Source organism: Streptomyces xanthochromogenes, assembly GCF_014650455.1.
GTDB classification, from domain to species: domain Bacteria; phylum Actinomycetota; class Actinomycetes; order Streptomycetales; family Streptomycetaceae; genus Streptomyces; species Streptomyces xanthochromogenes.
This window is the reverse complement of record NZ_BMUZ01000003.1, coordinates 700273-718458: the sequence shown is the minus strand read 5'-3', so window position 1 is coordinate 718458 and position 18186 is coordinate 700273. Positions and strand designations below refer to the sequence as shown.

Annotated in this window: 16 protein-coding genes and 1 pseudogene; 11 read left to right on the top strand and 6 right to left on the bottom strand. The window is 71.1% G+C overall.

The features are described from left to right. Positions 1-128 precede the first annotated feature (128 nt). Positions 129-1121, top strand: a complete 993-nt coding sequence (locus IE267_RS10575; RefSeq protein ID WP_189762940.1) for a zinc-binding dehydrogenase — start codon at positions 129-131, stop codon at positions 1119-1121. 160 nt (positions 1122-1281) lie between these two features. Here IE267_RS10575 and IE267_RS10570 read toward each other — a convergent pair whose 3' ends face one another. Continuing rightward, positions 1282-2205, bottom strand: coding sequence for a nitrilase-related carbon-nitrogen hydrolase (locus tag IE267_RS10570; protein ID WP_308428760.1), 924 nt, complete (start codon positions 2203-2205; stop codon positions 1282-1284). Between the two features lie 165 nt (positions 2206-2370). Between IE267_RS10570 and IE267_RS10565 the strand changes: the two genes are divergently transcribed. The 4 genes from IE267_RS10565 (at position 2371) to IE267_RS10550 (ending at position 6922) form a co-directional block, all read left to right on the top strand. Then, positions 2371-3243: a PIG-L family deacetylase gene (locus IE267_RS10565; RefSeq protein WP_189762938.1), complete on the top strand. Its 873-nt coding sequence runs from the start codon at positions 2371-2373 to the stop codon at positions 3241-3243. 80 nt (positions 3244-3323) lie between these two features. After that, on the top strand, positions 3324-4565 hold the full coding sequence (locus IE267_RS10560) for a styrene monooxygenase/indole monooxygenase family protein (RefSeq protein ID WP_189762937.1): 1242 nt from the start codon (positions 3324-3326) through the stop codon (positions 4563-4565). A gap of 144 nt (positions 4566-4709) precedes the next feature. Beyond that, positions 4710-5756: a tetratricopeptide repeat protein gene (locus tag IE267_RS10555; RefSeq protein ID WP_189763037.1), complete on the top strand. Its 1047-nt coding sequence runs from the start codon at positions 4710-4712 to the stop codon at positions 5754-5756. A 59-nt stretch (positions 5757-5815) separates the two neighbouring features. Continuing rightward, on the top strand, positions 5816-6922 hold the full coding sequence (locus tag IE267_RS10550) for a polyprenyl synthetase family protein (protein ID WP_189762936.1): 1107 nt from the start codon (positions 5816-5818) through the stop codon (positions 6920-6922). Positions 6923-6954: 32 nt separating this feature from the next. Here the strand turns inward: IE267_RS10550 and IE267_RS10545 are convergent, their stop codons facing one another. Then, a complete protein-coding gene (locus IE267_RS10545) occupies positions 6955-8010 on the bottom strand; it encodes an isopenicillin N synthase family dioxygenase (RefSeq protein ID WP_189762935.1) in 1056 nt (351 codons plus the stop codon). A 376-nt stretch (positions 8011-8386) separates the two neighbouring features. Between IE267_RS10545 and IE267_RS10540 the strand changes: the two genes are divergently transcribed. After that, entirely contained in the window at positions 8387-8950 is a 564-nt protein-coding gene (locus IE267_RS10540) for a GNAT family N-acetyltransferase (RefSeq protein WP_229860935.1), read from the top strand. A gap of 111 nt (positions 8951-9061) precedes the next feature. On the opposite strand, the gene IE267_RS10535 is transcribed toward IE267_RS10540, so the two are convergent. Further along, the gene (locus tag IE267_RS10535; protein ID WP_229860934.1) at positions 9062-9424 is read right to left on the bottom strand and encodes an SPW repeat protein; all 363 of its coding nucleotides are present in this window, start codon (positions 9422-9424) and stop codon (positions 9062-9064) included. 382 nt (positions 9425-9806) lie between these two features. On the opposite strand from IE267_RS10535, the gene IE267_RS10530 reads away from it, so the two are divergent. Continuing rightward, positions 9807-10727, top strand: coding sequence for a class I SAM-dependent methyltransferase (locus IE267_RS10530; protein ID WP_189762933.1), 921 nt, complete (start codon positions 9807-9809; stop codon positions 10725-10727). A 99-nt stretch (positions 10728-10826) separates the two neighbouring features. On the opposite strand, the pseudogene IE267_RS10525 reads toward IE267_RS10530, so the two are convergent. The 3 genes and pseudogenes from IE267_RS10525 to IE267_RS10515 form a co-directional block, all read right to left on the bottom strand. Next, positions 10827-11084: pseudogene (locus IE267_RS10525) on the bottom strand (esterase); the annotation flags it as partial. 266 nt (positions 11085-11350) lie between these two features. Further along, on the bottom strand, positions 11351-11752 hold the full coding sequence (locus IE267_RS10520; RefSeq protein WP_167160522.1) for a MerR family transcriptional regulator: 402 nt from the start codon (positions 11750-11752) through the stop codon (positions 11351-11353). Positions 11753-11929: 177 nt separating this feature from the next. After that, a complete protein-coding gene (locus tag IE267_RS10515; protein ID WP_189762932.1) occupies positions 11930-12409 on the bottom strand; it encodes a GNAT family N-acetyltransferase in 480 nt (159 codons plus the stop codon). Positions 12410-12525: 116 nt separating this feature from the next. On the opposite strand from IE267_RS10515, the gene IE267_RS10510 reads away from it, so the two are divergent. The 4 genes from IE267_RS10510 (at position 12526) to IE267_RS10495 (ending at position 18066) form a co-directional block, all read left to right on the top strand. Then, complete coding sequence (locus tag IE267_RS10510; RefSeq protein ID WP_189762931.1) at positions 12526-13782, top strand: RNA polymerase sigma factor; 1257 nt, start codon at positions 12526-12528, stop codon at positions 13780-13782. 57 nt (positions 13783-13839) lie between these two features. After that, positions 13840-14481: a formylglycine-generating enzyme family protein gene (locus IE267_RS10505; RefSeq protein WP_229860999.1), complete on the top strand. Its 642-nt coding sequence runs from the start codon at positions 13840-13842 to the stop codon at positions 14479-14481. 133 nt (positions 14482-14614) lie between these two features. Beyond that, positions 14615-15427 carry a class I SAM-dependent methyltransferase gene (locus IE267_RS10500; protein WP_167161725.1) on the top strand — a complete coding sequence of 271 codons (813 nt, stop codon included), beginning with the start codon at positions 14615-14617 and terminating at the stop codon, positions 15425-15427. Positions 15428-16170: 743 nt separating this feature from the next. After that, on the top strand, positions 16171-18066 hold the full coding sequence (locus tag IE267_RS10495; RefSeq protein ID WP_373304516.1) for a bifunctional metallophosphatase/5'-nucleotidase: 1896 nt from the start codon (positions 16171-16173) through the stop codon (positions 18064-18066). Positions 18067-18186 lie beyond the last annotated feature (120 nt).

Below are 18186 nucleotides of genomic sequence, written 5' to 3'. Positions count from 1 at the left end.
TCACGTCGGGCATATGGTGATTCGTCCATCGATTCGAATCACGCGCATAAAGCACCCGAAGCTTGGGAATTCAACCACCAGAACAGGGAACAACTGTACGACGCAGGTGTGAAGGTGGGGATGGGCACATGAAGGCCATACGGTTCGCAGGCGCGGGACGGCCGCTCAACTTGGAGATCGTTCCGGACCCGGAGCCCGGGCCGGAGTGGGTGGTGGTCGACATCGAGGCGGCCGGGCTCTGCCACTCCGACCTGCACATCATGAGCGGTATGGACCTCGGAGATCTCACCGTCAAGTCGCCGGTGACCCTGGGTCACGAGGGCGCCGGGGTGATCTCCTCGGTGGGCGACGGCGTCAGGGACTTCGAGGTGGGCGACCGGGTGGGCATCGCCCTGGTCTCGCATCCGATAGAGGAAGCCCTCTTCGCACCCGGCGTCGGACACGACGGCGCGTTCGCGGAGCAGGAGCTCGCCCATGTCTCCACGCTGGTCCACATCCCCGACAACGTGACCTTCGCGGAGGCGGCGGTGGCCACCGACTCCGTGGCCACCGCCTACCACGCGGTGCGCACGGCCGGTGCGGTCCGCCCGGGTCGCACGGTCGGCGTGATAGGGCTGGGCGGGCTCGGCCTCAACGGCGTGCGCATCGCCAAGCTGCTCGGCGCGACCGTGTACGGGGTCGATGTCAACCCGTCCACCTTCGGCCCCGCGACGGAGGCCGGAGCCACGGCCTGCTTCCAGGACGTCCGGCAGCTCGCGGCCCAACAGCCCGATGTCATCGTGGACTTCGCGGGCGTGCCGTCGACGGCCGCCGCTGCTGTGGAGTGCGTTCGACCGGGTGGCTGCGTGGTGCTCGTGGGCCTCGGCGGCGCCGTCGCGCCCATACCGATCGCCTCGCTGGTCATGCGCAACGTCCAGCTCGTCGGTTCACTCGGGGCGAGCAAGGACGAACTGCGGGAGGTGTACGGCCTCATCGCGAGCGGCGCGCTCAAGCCGGCCGTGCAGGAGGTCCCCTTCTCCGAACTCCCGGCGGCGATGGACCGGTTGGCGCGGGGCGAGGTCCGGGGCCGTCTGTACACGCGGCCGCGCGCCGACCTCCGTGTGCCGGTGAAGATCGCCTGAATCGGGGCCGCCGGGGGAGCGCGCGGCGCAGGGCGCGCTCCTGGCGTGGACGGGCGAGGTGGCCCGGGCCCGGGTGCGTCGGGCCCGAGAAGCCCAGCTGGCCCGCTGGTGCGCCGCATTGCACGGTGGGGCCGGGGCGTCGGGTCCGGCCCGCGACCGTTCAGCCCGCCCGGGTCGGCGGCCTGGGGGTTTCGTCCACGTGCAGCGTGAAGAGGTCGGGACGGGCGTAGTGCCCGGTCGGGTCGAAGTCGAAGCGGCTGCGGGCGATGTCCCCGAGGTCGAGGTCGGCCACCAGGATGCCTTCGCCGTCCCTGAGCGGCCCGGCGAGTACCTCGCCGAGCGGCGAGGCGATGGTGCTGCCGCCGCCGATGAGGACGGTGTCCGGCGCGTCACCCTGTACCGGATGGACGTCGGGGGGCAGATCGGAGCGCAGCAGGTACTGGGCGGCGCTCAGGACGAAGCAGCGCCCCTCAAGGGCCACATGGCGCATCGTCACTTGCCAGGTCTCCCGGTCGTCCACCGTCGGCGCACACCAGATGTCGACGCCTTTGGCGTACATCGTGGTGCGGAACAGCGGCATGTAGTTCTCCCAGCAGATGGCTGCCCCCAGCAGGCCGCGGCCGCTGTCGATCACGGGCATGGTGGAGCCGTCCCCGAGCCCCCAGATCAGCCGCTCGGCGGCGGTCGGCATCAGCTTGCGGTGCTTGCCGAGATAACCCTGCGGGCCGAAGTACAGGGCGACGCAGTACAACGTGGAACCGGACCGCTCCACCGCACCGACCACCGCGTGGATGCTCAACTCCACTGTCAGTGCCGCGAGTTCGTCCGTCTCGGCGCCCGGGACCGCGATGGCCGACTCGAAGTAGCGCCGGAACGTATCGCGTCCCTCCGGGCTGCGGCTGCCGACCCGCACCCCGAAGTCGAACCCCTTGGGATAGCCGCCGAGGAACGCCTCGGGCAGCACGACGACCTGGGCACCTCGGGCGGCGGCGGCGCGGATCAGGTCGAGGGCCTTGGCCAGCGCGGCGGGGGTGTCGAACAAGGGCGAGCCCGCTTGGACGACAGCGGCGGTGAGGAGGGTCACGGCACTCACCCTAGGCGCCGGGATCGGACCGCGCCGATCGCCTGGAGCCACGCCAGAGGGAAATCCGGGATCTTTGCGACATATGCGCCGATAATCCGTCCCGTGAACGGGACAGCGGCAAGGCGGAAAAAGCTCGGACTTCGAGGCGCTTCGGCGGTGTGGGCCATGGCGGTTCTGGCTTGGGGGCAGATCGTCGTCCCCGTCGACTCGGCGGCGGCCGCGGCCCCGCCGTGCCGGAGCACCGTCCTCGCCGGGGTCGCGCACGAGGACGACGACCTCCTTTTCATGAGCCCGGACCTGGTCGCCGACCGGGACAAGGGGGCCTGCCTCGACATCGTCTACCTCACCGCGGGCGATGCGGGCAGCCCCGGCACCCGGTACGTGCAACAGCGCGAACAGGGCGTGGGCCAGGCCTACGCGTTGCTCGCGGGGGCGCCCAACGAGTGGCGGCGCGAGGACCGCAGGCACGCCGGGCGTACGGTCCGCGCCTTCGTGCTGCGGGTACCGGCGGGCCGTCCCGGTGTCCGGGTCACCTTCCTCCGTCTCCCGGACGGGATCCACGACGGCTCGGGCACCCGAGCCCAAGCGGGACAGAGCCTCCTCAAGCTCGAAAGGGGCAGCATCCGCCGGATGACGGCGATGGACCGCAGCGCGAGTTACGACAAGAAGGAACTCACCACCATGCTGGCCTGGCTCGTCGCGGACGCGCACGCCAGGACCGTACGCACCCTCGACTACCGCAACACCGACTACGGCACAGGTCCCAAGGGCGACCACAGCGACCACGAAGTCGCGGCGCGGTTCGTGCGAGCGGCAGCCGCCACCGTCCCGGGGTCGAAGCCCGTCGTGGTCGGGTACCACGGCTACTCGATCAGCGCGCTGCGCCCGAACGTCGCCGTTCAGCCGGCCCGGCGCAAGGAATCGGCCTTCCGGCGGTATCTGACCACGACCGAATGCCCCAAGGGCTGCACCGACTACAAGGGTCCGCTGTCGGCGCTCTACCGGAACTGGATGCTCCGCCAGTACCCGACGGCCTAGCACCCGAGGCCGTCTGGGCAGGCCCGGGCGTCACCGGGTACAACGGGGGAGTCGATGGCGGGGACCGGGTGGAGGCAGGCGTGCGACGGATCGCGATCATCGGGGCGGGGCAGGCCGGGCTGCAACTCGCGCTGGGGCTGCAGGGCGCGGACTACGACGTGACGCTCCATTCGGAACGGACATCGCAGGAGATCCGCGCCGGTCGGGTCACCTCGACACAGCTGATGTTCGGTCCCGCCCTGGCGCTTGAGCGGGCGGCCGGGCTGAACCTCTGGGACGACCGGGCGCCGGTGATGCGCGGCCTGGAGATGCGCCACTGGGACCCGGCCGAGGACGGTCGGCCGACACGCTTCACCGCCTCCTACGACGGGGAAGTCCGCTCGGTGGACCAGCGGTTGAAACTCGCCGCGTGGCTGGACCTCTTCGAGTCGCGGGGCGGCCGGGTGGCGTACGGCTCGGTCGAAGCAGGCGACGCACCGGCGATCGTCGCCTGCCACGACCTCACGGTCGTCGCCGCCGGCCGCGGCGCCCTCTCGTCGCTCTTCGGCCGTGACGCGGCACGCTCGGTCTACGACCGCCCGCAACGTACGCTCGCGGCCTTCTACGCCGACGGCGTCGCGGGCCGTGGCGACGAGACGGACGCGTATCTGCGGGTGTCCGGTGCCGCGGCGGCCGGGGACGCGATCGCCCTCCAGGCGCTGACCGTGCACGGGCCCTGCGAGATCCTCCTCGTGGAGGCCAAGTTCGGTGGCCCGTACGACTGTTGGGCGGACCGGCCGGAACCGCGCGAGGGCCTGCGCCGGGCGGTGGAGCTGCTGCGGCAGTACGCGCCATGGGAGTACGAGCGTTTCGCCCGGGCCGAACCGACCGATGACGGCGCCGCGTTGTACGGCGCGATCACGCCCACCGTCCGGCACGGGGTGGCCTCGCTGGGGGACGGCCAGTACGTCCTGGGGATGGCGGACGCGGTCGCGGTCAACGACCCCCTCACCGGCCAGGGCGCCAACAACGCCGCGCGTGCGGCCGCCGCCTACCTCGACGCGATCCTGAAGCGCGAGGAGCAGCCCTTCGACGAGCGCTGGATGCGGACGGTCTTCGACGACTACTGGGAACAGGCCCGCCACGTGCACGCCTTCACGGACCTGATGTTGCGTCAGCCCCCGGCCGGCCATGTGGTTCGCATCCTCCAGGCCGCCCATGAGCACCCCGAGGTCGCGCACCGCCTCGCCAACGGCTATGCGGATCCGGTCGGTTACCGCGACTGGCTGATGGAACCGGAGCGGGCCGAAGCCTACTTGGCGCGGTTCGACGGGTCCCGCTGAGGGCGGACGTCCTCGTCGGACGTACGACTTCAGATGTACGGCACACGGGCTCTGAGGCTGACTCCCGGCAGCCCGGTCGTCTCCTAGCTTCGTGATCAAAGGCGGAGCGCTGTGCTCCGCACGACGATGCGAAGCGAGACAACCATGTACGGCAAGGCATCCGCGCCCGAGTACCGGGGGCCCCTGGGCGAACTGTCGGTGAACACCTCACTGGAGGAGGTGCTGGCCAAGGCCGTCGAGGAAATGCGACTGGCCGAACAGGGCGGAAAATCCCTGGAGTTGGCCCATGCCGCCCTCGCCGCCGCCGAGGCGAGCAGGCGGCTCGGCCGCGTAGAGGAGGCCGAACAGGCCTGGCAGGACAGCTTCCGCGCGGCCGAGCGGGCGGGCGACCGGGGTGCGATGGCCTGGGCGGTGTGGAGCGGTGGCACTCTTGCCCGCCAGCGCGGCGACCTCGCACTGGCCCGGCGCCGACTGGCCGAAGCGGCCGAACTGGCCGAACAGGGCGGTGACATCGTGGCCCGCGGATACTCCCTGGCCGGGCTCGCCGAGACCGGACGCATCCAGGGCGACTACGAGGCCGTGGGCCGTCTTCACGAGCAGCTGCTCGCCGAGGCCCGGCGGCGGGGCGAGGCCCGGCACACGGTGTGGGCGCTCGAAGGCATCGCGCAGATGCACCGCAACACCGGCTCCTTCGACACCGCCCTCGAGATGTTCGAGGAGGCGGCCCGGATAGCCCGGGACGCCGGGGACGACCGCGGCCGGGCGTGGGCGCTGCGCGGGATGGCCGATGTGCGGTCCGCCCAGGGCGAACCGGAGCGGGCTCTCGCGCTGCTGACCGAAGCGGAACTGCTCTGCCGTGAGGTCCAGCTGGTCGGCGCGCTGGCGTACAACCACAAGATGCGGGGCAACGTGCTGTACCGCGCGGGGCGTTACGCGCAGGCCGAGGAGGTCTACCGCGGGGCGCTCGCGGAGTTCCGGGCGATGGGGGAGCCGCGCGGGGAAGCGCTGTCGCGCCTCGGCCTGGTGAAGGCCGAGGCCCGGCAGGGCCGTCCGGCGGCGAGCACCGCGGCCGATCTCGACGCCCTTGAGCGTGCGCTCGGCGACATCGGGTTGCAGCGCGCCGGAGACATGATCGCCCAGGCGCGAACCGAGCTGGGCGTCCCGGCGTCGGACGCCGTGCCGGCCCCTTGAGCGCGGCCCCCGCGATGTCCACGGCAACCTCCGCACGGCCCACGACAGGAGCAGCATCCATGTCCCCCCAGGCAGGTCTGCACACCCCCGACTCCCTGCGCTCCCCCCGCACAACGGCAGCATCCAGCACGACCACCACGCCCCGGGCGGTCGCCGCCCTCGCACGCTGCCGCGAGCTCGTGGAGCCGGCCCTGCGCAAGGCCGTACAGGGGCTGCACCCGGAGCCCGGCCGCATCGCGGCGCACGCCTTCGGCTGGTGCGACGCGGACGGAACGCCCGGTGTCGGCAGCGGAGGCAAAGGGGTGCGGCCGGCCCTGGCGGTTCTCGGGACCCAGGCAGTGGGAGCGAGCGCCGATGCGGCGGTGCCGGCGGCCGTGGCGATCGAGCTGATCCACACCTTCTCCCTGATGCACGACGACATCATGGACGGGGACGAGCGCAGAAGGGGTCGCGACAGCTCCTGGAAGGCCTTCGGTAGCGGGCCCGCGGTCCTGGCGGGCGACGCCCTGTTCGCCCTGGCCGTGCGCACGGTTGCCGAGGCGGACGACGCGTGCGGAGCCCGGGCGGTGCGTCAACTGGCAGTGATGCTGGGTGAGTTGGTGCACGGACAAGCGGACGACGTCCTGTTCGAGACCCGGCCGTGGACCGGCCCTCATGCCGTGGGCCTCGCCGAGTACCGAGCGATGGCGGCCCGCAAGACGGGCTCCCTGCTCGGCTGCGCCACCGCGCTCGGGCCGGTCCTCGCGGGCGCCCCGCCCCGGCTCGCGGACGCGCTCGCACAGGCCGGAAGGGAATGGGGCCTGGCGTTCCAGGCGGTCGACGACGTGCTCGGAATCTGGGGGGACCCCGAGGTCACCGGCAAGCCGGTGCACAGCGATCTGCGGCGCGGCAAGAAGACGCTGCCCGTCCTCGCCGCGATGGCCGCACAGCCCTCGCTCGGACCCCGTCTGGAGGGGCTCCTCGGCGGTGGGACCCCGCCGGACGAGGCGAGCGTCCGGTGTGCCGCCGACCTGGTCGAGGAGGCGGGCGGGCGCGCCTACGCGCTGCGGGACGCGCGCAGCCGGGTGGCCGCCGCGCGGGACCGGTTGCGCGCGGCGCCCCTGGTGACGCGGCGCGTGGACGACCTGGTCGCGCTCTCGGAGCTGTTCCTGGACCGCCGGGTGTGAGGGCCCGTCGCGGGCGTCACCGCCCCTCGGCCCTAGACCGGCAGCGCCGAACCGGCCAGCGGGCGCTCGGTGAGCAGCAGGTCGGCGTGGTGGCGGGCCGCGACCAGGGGATGGGCCCGCAGCTTGCCCTTGAGCTCGTTGCGTCCGTACTCGGCGAACAGCGGGTTCGCCGGGTCCGCGGTGGCGCCCGGCGCGTGCGCCGCGTACGGGAAGGTCAGCGGCTCGATGTGCGCGTCCAGGCGCGGGTTGTAGAAGAACGGCACCGAGAAGCGTTCGGTGGCTCCGGGCGGGCTCACCACGCGGTGGTTGGTGGCGAGCAGGTAGCCGTTGGTCGCGACTTCGAGGAGCTCTCCCAGGTTGACCACGAAGGCGCCGGGCAGGGGCGGCACGTCGTGGAAGCGGCCGTCCTCGCGCTGCACCTGGAGGCCGCCGACGGTGTCCTGGTGGAGCAGGGTGAGGAACCCGTAGTCCTTGTGCGCGCCGACGCCCTGCGCGGTGCCGTCCTCGGCGCTGCCCGGATAGCGGACCAGCTTCAGATGCAGGTGCGCCCGGTCCCCGAACGCGTCGTCGTAGAAGTCCTGGGGCGCGCCGATCGAGGCGAGCAGTTCGTGCAGCAGCTTTTCGGCGACCGCGCTGAGCCGGTCGATCCAGTTCAGCGCCGCGGTGCGCAGCTCGGGGAGCGCGGCGGGCCACTGGTTGGGGCCTTCGAGCCACCAGTAGGCGGGCTCGCCCGGTCCCGGAACACGGGCCGGGCGCTCGGCGCCTATGTCGAGCTGGTCGCGCCAGTCGCGGGAGCCGCCGGTGCGCTCGTCGCCGATCCGCGTATAGCCACGGAAATGGGGCGAGTTGACGTTGTCGATGGCGAGCCGGTCCGCCTCCGGCAGCCGGAAGAACGTCCGCATGGTGTCGTTGAGCGCGGCGGTCTCGGCGTCCGTGACGCCGTGCCCGACGAGCTGGAAGAAGCCGACGCCGTGCGCGGCGGAGTGGAGCTGGGCGTGCAGCTGCCGACGGGCCTCGGGGCCGCGGTCGGCGGCGGAGAGGTCGATGATCGGCAACTGCGACGAGGTCACGTACGACATGGAAGCCATCCGCTGGAAGATGCCCGGCCGGCGCGGGTGGGCGCGATCGCGGATCCGCCGGGGTGAGGCGGGCGCCGCAGGGGCACGGGGAGGAGAGAAGGGGGGCCTGGGTCAGCGGTAAGCGCGACAGGCCATGCTCGTGACGCGGACGAAGTCCACGTGGCGGCGTCGAACGAGCAGGGGCATGGCGCAAGGTTACGCCCGGGTGGCCCTCTGGGGCTGTGATCACCCTCACATGGCATCTGGGCTGCCCCCTCTCCCGCTCGCCGCCCTCGTTCCGCTGCCTTCGCGGAGGGCCAGGGGCATCTTCGTCCGGGGAGGGTGCCGGGGTGCAGGGGCGGCGGGGGAGTTGGCCGATACGCGGCCCGGCGGGAGGATCGCGTACGTGAACCTCTTCGAAGCGCAGGCCATCGCGACCGCGCGGCTCGACCTCGTGCCGCTGCGCGTCGACCATGCCGAGGAGATGGCCGGGGTCCTGTCCGACCCGGCGCTGCACGCCTTCATCGGGGGCGTCCCGGAAACCCCGGAGGCGCTCCGGACCCGCTACGAGCGTCTGGCCGGGGGCTGCCCCGACCCGGGGGCGTCCTGGCTCAACTGGGTGGTGCGGCTACGGGACGAGGGCCGCCTCACGGGCACGGTCCAGGCGACGGTCACCCCGGGCGGGCCGGGGGACACCGCCGAGATCGCCTGGGTGGTGGGAACCGCTTGGCAGGGCCGAGGCATCGCCACCGAAGCGGCCCGGGGGCTCGTCGCATGGCTCGACCGGCAGTCGGTGCGGACCGTGCTGGCCCACATCCACCCCGAGCACCGCGCGTCCGAGGCCGTGGCTGCCGCCGCCGGGCTCGCCGTCACCGATGCGTGGCAGGACGGCGAGCGCAGGTGGCTGCGCCGATCCGCTGCGCACGGCGACGACGCCCGCGCCAACTCCGGTTCACAGTCCGGGAGATGAGGCGCGGGCGCCGTACGGCTCCGCATGCCGGGGACGGCTGTGCCGGTCCGGCCCGACGGCGCGGCCTCGCGGAACCGCCGAGGCTTCACCGCCGGGACCGGCGACGGGACGTCAGGTGGACCTTCGGTTTCTCGACATCAGCATCCCGCCCGCGACGAGCGAGAACAGGCACACACATGCGCCGGTGATGACGTTGCTGAGGATGGCTCCGGTGCCGGCGCTGCGCGCGACGACCCACGGAGAGACGATCAGCCAGGCTCCGAGGAGCAGGACCACGAAGTTGAGGTCAGTGGACCTCTCCGGGGCCATGGACATGCACAGGCCCAGAACCGCGAGAGCTATGCCGACGACCAGGTTGCTGAGGGCCAAGGTGGGCTTGGCGGCCGAGAAGTGGACCGTCCAGCCGGAGATCGCTGCGTAAATGCCGGCGAGGATCACGAGTTCCTCGACCGCTGCTACTCCTCGGGTTTCCATCACCTTGGCGTAGCGGTCCCGCATCTCCGATACATCTGGGTGCCCGGAAATATCACCGGGGCGGTGTGAGACGTCGGCCATCCGACTCGCCTCCTTCTGAAGATCTGCACGTCTGGCCGCGCTGCGACACTATGTCGCGATCCCCATTGTGCGCTTACATCCCCTTTATGTGTAGTCGGGGGAATGGTCGATCTCGATGTCCCGCGAAATGACACCCTGCGCATCAAGTCCGCTACGGATTGTGGTCGAAGTGCGGCCTCGGGGCGGCGAATCCGCTGGCGAGTGCCGGTTTTCCCGGGCTGTACGGGGAGTTTCAGCCGGAGATGCCGGGGCCATGCCCCCCGGCCACCTTCCGGCCATCTGGCAGGAGTAGGACCGGGCCATGTCACAAACGACGAGTGCACCGGTGGCGTCCCCGGCCGGCTTCTCCGACGTCAAAGGCTGGTTCTGGCCGGCGGATCAACTCCTGTTCGACTGGTTCCTGAAGCGCCAGGACCGGGTCCCCGAACAGAACGGTGATCTGCTCGAACTCGGTGCCTATCTGGGAAAGAGCGCGATTTTCATCGGCGGATATCTCCGACCCGGCGAGAAGTTCACGGTCTGCGACCTCTTCGACTCGCCTGCTCCCGACGACCCCAACAGTGCCGAAATGGGAAGGTCGTACTCGACCCTGACCCGCCGCGGCTTCGAGGCGAACTACCTGGCATTCCATGAGCAGTTGCCCACCGTTGTCCAGGCTCCCACCTCCGTCATCGGCTCCCGCCTCGATGCGGGCAGCTGTCGCTTCATTCACATCGACGCCTCGCATCTGTACGAGCACGTCCACGGCGACATCGTGGCCGCCAGGGAACTCGCCGCCCCCGACGCGATCGTGGCGTTCGACGACTTCCGGGCGGAACACTGTCCCGGGGTCGCGGCGGCGGTGTGGGGCGCGGTCGCGACGATGGAGCTGAAGCTCATCTGCATCACCGGCACGAAGGCGTACGGGACTTGGGGCGATCCCGAGCCGGCGCGGGCGGAACTCCTCGACTGGCTGGCCCCGCGCACGGACCTGTGGCACGGAGTGGAGGAGGTGGCCGGCGCGCCGCTGATCCGGATCGACGGCAAGAAGGCCAAAGCGCCCACCCCGCCCCAGCCGCTGCGACCCGTATCCGAGACGCCGAAGACAGCGGAGTCACCGCGGACACCGGAGGCGGCGGGGGAGCCGGGAACCTCCGGTCCTGCGGCGCCCGGGCCTGCTGCCTCCGTCCCCGCGGCCGCGCCCCGGGGCCTGCTCGCCCGGGCCCTCGGCCGCCGTCGCTGAGCAGGGCACGGCCCCGGTCCCCTGTGCTCCGGGCGGCCCGCTCGTACGAGCCGCCCCGCGGCGGGGGCCGGGGCCGTAGCAACTGGCTTGCAGAACCTAGTGGTTGACCACCACGCCGACGCCTTGTTCCTGCCCGAAGAGATCCGTCCAGGAGCCGAAGAACAGGAAGGAGTTGTTCGTCGCGAGCCCCACGGCGGCGAACACCAGGAACTGCGTCGCGATCAGCAGCCCGAGCCGGCCGAGGACCGTCTTCCAGGTGTGACGTGACAGCCGCGGCCACATCCAGATGGTGACGGCGAACATGACCACCGCGCAGAGCACGGTCAGTGCCAGCACCTTGTTACTCGTGAGACCCATGGGTCGATAGAACTCTCTGCCAGACGTTCCCCCGGGCGCGCCCGAGTGGCACCGCTCGGGGGTGCTCAGAAGAGTAGACAGGGATGGAGCACGATCCGTTCCAGCGAGATCCCTTCGAGTACGGGGCATCGCCATCCTTTGCCGTTGGGCCGGCCAGTCATGTGGGCCGAGCACACCTTCGGGTCTTCGGTAGCGACGGCACTCTGCTGATCGTGGAGCCCACGCGTTGTCGCCCGGTACGCGGATCAGCCGGGACTGTTGGCGTGTCAGTGCGTGGCGGCGGTGGCCGCCGATGACGGCTCCTCGCGCCGCTTGCCGCTCACCGTGTCGAGATACTCCGACACCGCGTCGCGGTTGCGGATCAGGCACTCGATGCGCTGCGTCATGCGGTCGCGTTCGAGGGTGAGCGTGGCGAGCATCTCCGGTGTGGCGTCCGGGAAGTGGATCGCCCGTGGCTTGTTGAGGCAGGGCAGGATCTGCCTGATGATGCGTGTCGGCAGGCCCGCGTCGAGCAGCCCGCGGATCTGCAGGACCCGGTCCACCAGATTCTCGTCGTAGTTCCGGTACCCGTTGGCGGAGCGGGTGGAGATGATCAGGCCCTGCTCCTCGTAGTAGCGCAGCAGCCGACGCGATGTGTCGGTGCGCTCCGAGAGCTCGCCGATGCGCATGTGCCCCTCCTCGCGGACGTACTGGATCGAGGCCCGAGCCTCACACCGGTGTCAAGGTGGAGGCGAGTGTAGGGCAGCGCCCGGCCGGGCGGTGGCCCGCGGGCCGGGTGGCCACAGGCCCCATAACGTAGCGCGGGCCGGTGGTCACCGGCCCCATACGCAGCGGAGGTCGCGTGGTCACAGGACCCGTACGAAGCGGAGGCCGGGGCGGCCGTTCAGCTCGATGTCCGCGGTGGGAGTGAACCCGTTACGGGTCAGGACGGCCCGGGAACCGGGATTGTCCAGGGTCGACCTGGCCGTCAGTGACGTCAGCCCGTACGCCGCGCGGGCCAGGGCACAGACGTCGCGGACGGATGCCGTGGCGAGCCCCTGTCCCGTGGCCCGCTCGGCGATTCGGTACCCGAGCTCGGCCGAACCGCCGTCCAGGTCAAGCAGGTTGACGCGCCCGAGCACCGCGCCGTCGTCGCCCACCACCAAGTGGAAGCGGCACGTTCCCGCCTCCTGCTCGGCCAGCAGCGCCGCGTGGCGGGCGTCGAACTCGGCGAAGTAGTCGTCGCCGCGGTCGGGGATCGTCGCGGCGAAGTAACGGCGGTTCGCCCGCTCGAAGTCCAGCAGAGCGGGACCGTGATCGAGCCGGAGGAGCTGGAGCTGGGCCATGCCGCAAGGCTACGCACCCGGGTGCGGCCGCTGTTGCGGGGGGCGGGGCCCAGTCGTGGACCGGGGGCGCCGCGTCGGCTTGCCGCACCCCCGCGGTGCTGCTCTGATGGGTGCCCGTGACGGCAGCGAGTGCGACCGAGACGGTCGAGGCGGTATTCAGGATCGAGTCCGCGCGGATCATCGCGGGGGTGGCCCGCATCGTGCGGGACGTGGGTATCGCGGAGGAGCTCGCGCAGGACGCGTTGGTGGCCGCACTGGAGCAGTGGCCCGCCTCCGGCGTCCCCGACAATCCGGGCGCCTGGCTCATGGCCACCGCCAAGCACCGCGCCATCGACCTGGTGCGCCGCAAGGAGACGTACGCCCGCAAGCTGGCGGAGGTCGGGCGGGCGCTGGAGGACACCGCGCCGCCCGATCCGGCCGAGTCCGACGACCCGGACCGCATCGACGACGACCTGCTGCGGCTCATCTTCACCGCCTGCCATCCCGTGCTGTCCACCCAGGCCAGGATCGCGCTCACGCTGCGGCTGCTCGGCGGCCTGACCACGCAGGAGATCGCCCGCGCCTTCCTGGCCCCGGAGCCCACCGTCGCCCAGCGCATCGTCCGTGCCAAACGCTCGCTCGCCAAGGCCGGGGTCCCTTTCGAGGTGCCGTACGGGGCGGACCGCAACGCCCGGGTGGGCTCGGTCCTCGAAGTCATCTACCTCGTCTTCAACGAGGGGTACTCCGCGACGGCCGGCGACGACCTGGTGCGCCCGGCGCTCTGCGAGGACGCGCTGCGCCTGGTGCGGGTGCTGGGCGCACTCATGCCCAAGGAGCCGGAAGTCCACGGCCTGGCGGCCTTGTTGGAGTTCCAGGCCTCACGCATCGCGGCCCGGACCGGGCCCGGCGGCGAACCGGTACTGCTCGCCGACCAGAACCGCGCCAAGTGGAACCGCCTGCTCATCCGGCGGGGCGTCGAGGCCCTCCAGCGCGCCGGGGACGGTCCCTACTCCGTGCAGGCGGCCATCGCCGCCTGCCACGCACATGCCATCCGCTACGAGGACACCGACTGGGCGTCGATCGCCGTCCTGTACGGCCGCCTCCTGACGATGACCCGGTCCCCCGTGATCGAGCTGAACCGGGCGGTCGCCGTCGCTATGTCCGAGGGACCCGAGGCCGGGCTCCGTCTGGTCGACGCCCTCGGGGACGAACCGGCCCTGAAGGACTACCACTTGTTGCCGAGCGTACGAGGTGACCTCCTCGAACGCCTCGGCCGACGGGCGGAAGCCGGGGCGGAGTTCGAGCGCGCGGCCTCGCTGACCCGCAACGCCCAAGAGAGGGAGCTCCTCCTGAACCGTGCCGAGGTCAACGGGCGTCCGCAGCAGGGGATTTGAGGGCGCCGTTGTTAGGATCGGCCGATCATGGTCGTGGATGGGGCAGTGAGAGACACGATGGTCGACGTCCCCGCGGGGCGGGTGACGCTGTCGGACCGGCGTACGCAACGCAGTTGGCAGGTGGACCTCCGGCCGTACCGGCTCGCGGAGTTCTCGGTGACCCAGGTGGGCTACGCGGAGGTCACCGGCGGTCGGCCGAGTACCGCGCGGGGCGCGCGGCTGCCCGTGGAAGGCGTCTCCTGGCTGGACGCCGTCCGTTACTGCAACGCCCTCTCGCTGCGGGAGGGGCTGACCCCCGCCTATCGTGAAGTCGAGGGCGAGGGCGTCGAGTGGGACGACGCGAGTGACGGTTACCGGCTGCCGAGCGAGGGCGAGTGGGAGCACGCGTGCCGGGCCGGGACGACGCAGGCGCGCTACGGACCCCTCGACGAGATCGCCTGGCACCGCGGCAACTCGGGTGAGCGACCGCACGAGGTGGGCGGCAGGCGTCCCAACGCGTGGGGGCTGCACGACATGCTGGGCAACGTCTGGGAGTGGTGCTGGGACGTCTACGACGCCGAGGTCTACGGCAGCTACCGGGTGCTGCGGGGCGGGGGCTGGTTCGACGAGCCCTGGAGCTGCCGGGCCTCGGTGCGACGCCGCAGCCATCCGACCTTCCGCATCGACGACGTGGGGTTCCGGGTCGCGCGCTCCGGCTGAACGACATGCCGACGGGGTGCGGCGCAGCGGTACCGGCCGACGCACGACCTGGGTAGGGTCGGTGCCGACGTGGCGCCTTGAGGGGGACCGGTTGACCGACACGACCGAAGACTTCGACCCGGCTGTGCAGCGGATGATGTCGTCCAACGAAGCGAACTGGGACGCCCGTACCCCGGTCCACCTCGCCAGCCGTTTCTACGGTGTCGCCGACAAGAGCGCCGACCCCGAGCGGTGGTTCGCCGACTACGAGTGGCGCGACCTCGGAGACCTGGCGGGCCTCGACGTCCTCCATCTCCAATGCCATCTCGGCACCGAGACGATGGCGTTCGCCAACCGTGGAGCCCGCACCGTGGGCCTCGACCTCTCCGGTGCTTCGGTGTCCGCCGCCCGCACACTGGCCGCCGAGGCGGGCCTCGACGTGGCATACGTGCGGGGCAACGTCTACGACGCGGCCCGGCTCCTGCCGGACCGGCAGTTCGACGTCGTCTACACGGGCAAGGGCGCGCTCTGCTACCTCCCGGACCTGCCCCGGTGGGCCGAGACGGTCGCCTCCCTCCTTCGTCCCGGCGGGCGGCTCTACCTCGCCGAGTTCCACCCCCTGCTGAACTCCCTCGGGCCCTCGCCCGCCCCCGGCGCCGGGCCCGAGCTGCTGCTGCGCAACGACTATTTGGGCGGCAAGGGGCCCGTGCGCCGTGACGCCACGTACACCTACACGGACGGTCCTGCCGTGCAGGGCGCGACCGAGTGCTACGAGTGGATGCACGGTCTGGACGAGATCGTCGACGCCGTGCTCGGCGCGGACCTGCGGCTCGTCCGGCTGCGGGAGAGCGACGAGCTGCCCTGGCCGCGCTGGCCGCAGATGGTCCGGACCCCGCAGGGCTGGTGGCGGCTGCCCGACAGCGAGCCCCGCATCCCGCTGCTCTTCACCCTGACCGCGCAACGCTGAAGCCACCCGACACCGGAGCCTCCCGGTGTCCCAGTGTCTTGATCCTTCAACTCCCTTGCCCTCAGACCGATTTGGAGCATCGGCGGCGGGGGACACTGCCAACAAGTGCATCTCCGTGGGCGCCCGGCCCCTGTGCCGGCGCGGCGCGAGACGGCCAGTAGGAGGCCCCTGGCCCCCAGCGCTCCAGACGTACACCGACCGCCGTGATGGGAACGGTTGAACCGTGCCGGGCGCGCGGAAACCCGGTGCGGAGTGCCGCCCTCCTGTGGGGTGCGGCGGGCACCGGGGAAGGGCGGCCTGCGATGAGGAGAGGGCGGAGCCGATTATCCCGCGGTGTCGGCGAACTCCGCCCCGAACGGGCACTCCACACCGGCACCGCATTCCTCCGGTTCCTGACGTCCATTCATGACACTCGTGCGCGGGCCGGGTTGAAGGACGCCCGATTCAGTTCAGCAACTCGTCATGTGACACCACCACCGAGTTTCGCGCATCTTTCGCTCGTCGTGTGGTTCGTGCGCTTGAGTGGGACATGTTGGCGACCCGGATTTCGGCGCCCTTGGTCCGGCGGCGTGTCGAGGGTTCGGCCATCCTGCCGTGTTGTATTCCTTGTGCCCGCAATCGGCGGATTCGTGTCACGCAGTTCTTCGGGCCGCCAGGTGGGGAGCCGGAACACCGCTCCCGGCATGGCCGCATAGCTTTCGAATGAGGGAGTCGAAATGTGGGGCGTGGGTCGACGGAGCTTCATGACCGTGGCGGGATCACTCGCGACGATGGCGGCGACGGGCACCTCGGCGCTGGCCAGCGGACACGCGCGTGACGCCGAGACCGCCACCGAGTACGTGGACGTACAGCTGCTCAGCATCACCGACCTGCACGGATACCTGGCGGCCCCGCCCGCGAGCGACGCGGTCATCACGGGCGCGGGCGGCGAACAGTTCACCGTCGGCGGCGTGCCCTACATGGCCACGCACCTCAAGAACCTGCGGGCCGGCCGCACCAACACGCTGTTCTTCGGACAGGGCGACCTGTTCTCGGGCTGGGCGTTCCCGGCCGAGTCGCTGGCCGACGAGCCCACCATCGAGGCGCTCAACCGGATGCAGCTCGACTTCTCGACCGCCGGAAACCACGAGTTCGACCGCACTCCCGGATTCCTGATCAACCACATGGAACACGGCAGACCGTACGCCGGGGCGGGCTGGACGAACAGTTTCCCGGACTCCACCGGACGGACCTTTCCCGGCGCGAACTTCCGTTACTACTCGGCCAACATGCTGTGGGGGAATACGGGAAAGACCGTCCTTCCGCCGGTGAATGTCGAATGGGTGCAGGGGCCGAACGGCAAGCGCCTGCCGATCGGATTCATTCATCTGACGGTCACCGGCACCGACACCGGTTCCACGAGTTTCCAGACCGCACTGCGCATGACCGAGGAGCTGGAGACCGCGAACCGCTGTGCGGCCCAGCTCAAGGCGCAGGGCGTCAACGCGATCGTGCTCAGCATGCACGACGGGGCGGTCGCCGGAAGCGACTTCAACAGCGGGAGCAACCCGTCGGGGCCCGCCTACGACCTGGCGCTCGCCGTGTCGTCCGACATCGACGCGATCGTCACCGGGCACTGGCACTACGCGTTCAACATGATGGTCCCCGACCCCTCCGGAAAGCCCCGGCCGTTCGTCGAGGCGGGCTGTCACGCGCAGATCATCAACGAGATCAACCTGCGCCTCGATCCGGTGACGGGAGAGGTCGTCCGGGAGCTGACCACCTCGACCAACCACCCCAACACCCATGATGTGACGCCCGACCCGGACCTCAAGGAGACGTCCGACTACTGGACCGGGTACGCCAACAACCGCGGCAACACCCGCATCGGGCGCCAGACCGCCTCGTTCACGCGGAGTCTGAACAGCGCCGGCGAGAGCACGATGGGCAACCTCACGGCCGACTGGGCGCTGTGGGCCGGACGCCAGCCGCTCGACCCCTTCGACACGGGCAACATCTACCCGAACGTGCCCGCCCAGCTCGCGCTGATCGCGATCGCCCCGCGCCAGGGCTCCTGCGTCATCAACAGCGACCTCACCCTCGACGCGACCGTGCAGGGCGCGGTCTCCTACCGCAAGGCGTTCAACGCGGTGGGCTACGGGGACCCGATCGTCACGACCACCGTCACCGGTCAGGTCATCCACGACACGCTGGAACAGCAGTGGAAGATGAAGGGGACCGTGCTCACCTACGCGCCCCTGGCCGTGTCGCAGAACGTGCGCTACACCTTCGACGCCGCCGGGGCGGTGGGCAACCGGGTGGCTCCGGCCGACGTCCTCATCGACGGCGCCCCGCTCGACCTGAAAGCCACGTACCGGATCGCCGTCACGGCGTACACCCTGATCGGCGCGGACGACTACCCCGCCCTGCTCACCCACTCCCAAGCGGTCCGCCACACGCGGGACTTCGAGAGCTTCATCGCCTACGTCCAGAGTCAGGCCGTCCTCACCCCCGCGCCCCTCGGCCGCGTCACCGCACGCAACACCAAGGCGCTGCGCGGGGAGACCGGTCAGCTGCTGCCGGTGCCGCGGACGCGCAGCGCCGACAGCGGACCCCGAGTGGCGTCGGCCGGCACGGACGGCGGCGAGGGCCGCTGCTGACCGACGCCCTCCTCGCTCCCTCGTGCCCACGTCGTGCGCGGGAGCACCGGCGACTCACCCCGCCGGGGACCACGGAGCGCTGACCGGCGCGTAGGGTCGTCGCGGTGGTGTGGCAAGGGG

What these genes read in the sequence shown, in the direction of transcription:
- IE267_RS10505 (WP_229860999.1), top strand. Translation starts at nt 13,840, where the DNA reads ATGGTCGACGTCCCCGCGGGGCGGGTGACGCTGTCGGACCGGCGTACG.
- IE267_RS10575 (WP_189762940.1), top strand. Translation starts at nt 129, where the DNA reads ATGAAGGCCATACGGTTCGCAGGCGCGGGACGGCCGCTCAACTTGGAG.
- IE267_RS10520 (WP_167160522.1), bottom strand. Translation starts at nt 11,752, where the DNA reads ATGCGCATCGGCGAGCTCTCGGAGCGCACCGACACATCGCGTCGGCTG.
- IE267_RS10535 (WP_229860934.1), bottom strand. Translation starts at nt 9,424, where the DNA reads ATGGAAACCCGAGGAGTAGCAGCGGTCGAGGAACTCGTGATCCTCGCC.
- IE267_RS10545 (WP_189762935.1), bottom strand. Translation starts at nt 8,010, where the DNA reads ATGGCTTCCATGTCGTACGTGACCTCGTCGCAGTTGCCGATCATCGAC.
- IE267_RS10495 (WP_373304516.1), top strand. Translation starts at nt 16,171, where the DNA reads ATGACCGTGGCGGGATCACTCGCGACGATGGCGGCGACGGGCACCTCG.
- IE267_RS10515 (WP_189762932.1), bottom strand. Translation starts at nt 12,409, where the DNA reads ATGGCCCAGCTCCAGCTCCTCCGGCTCGATCACGGTCCCGCTCTGCTG.
- IE267_RS10565 (WP_189762938.1), top strand. Translation starts at nt 2,371, where the DNA reads ATGGCGGTTCTGGCTTGGGGGCAGATCGTCGTCCCCGTCGACTCGGCG.
- IE267_RS10550 (WP_189762936.1), top strand. Translation starts at nt 5,816, where the DNA reads ATGTCCCCCCAGGCAGGTCTGCACACCCCCGACTCCCTGCGCTCCCCC.
- IE267_RS10555 (WP_189763037.1), top strand. Translation starts at nt 4,710, where the DNA reads ATGTACGGCAAGGCATCCGCGCCCGAGTACCGGGGGCCCCTGGGCGAA.
- IE267_RS10500 (WP_167161725.1), top strand. Translation starts at nt 14,615, where the DNA reads ATGATGTCGTCCAACGAAGCGAACTGGGACGCCCGTACCCCGGTCCAC.
- IE267_RS10530 (WP_189762933.1), top strand. Translation starts at nt 9,807, where the DNA reads ATGTCACAAACGACGAGTGCACCGGTGGCGTCCCCGGCCGGCTTCTCC.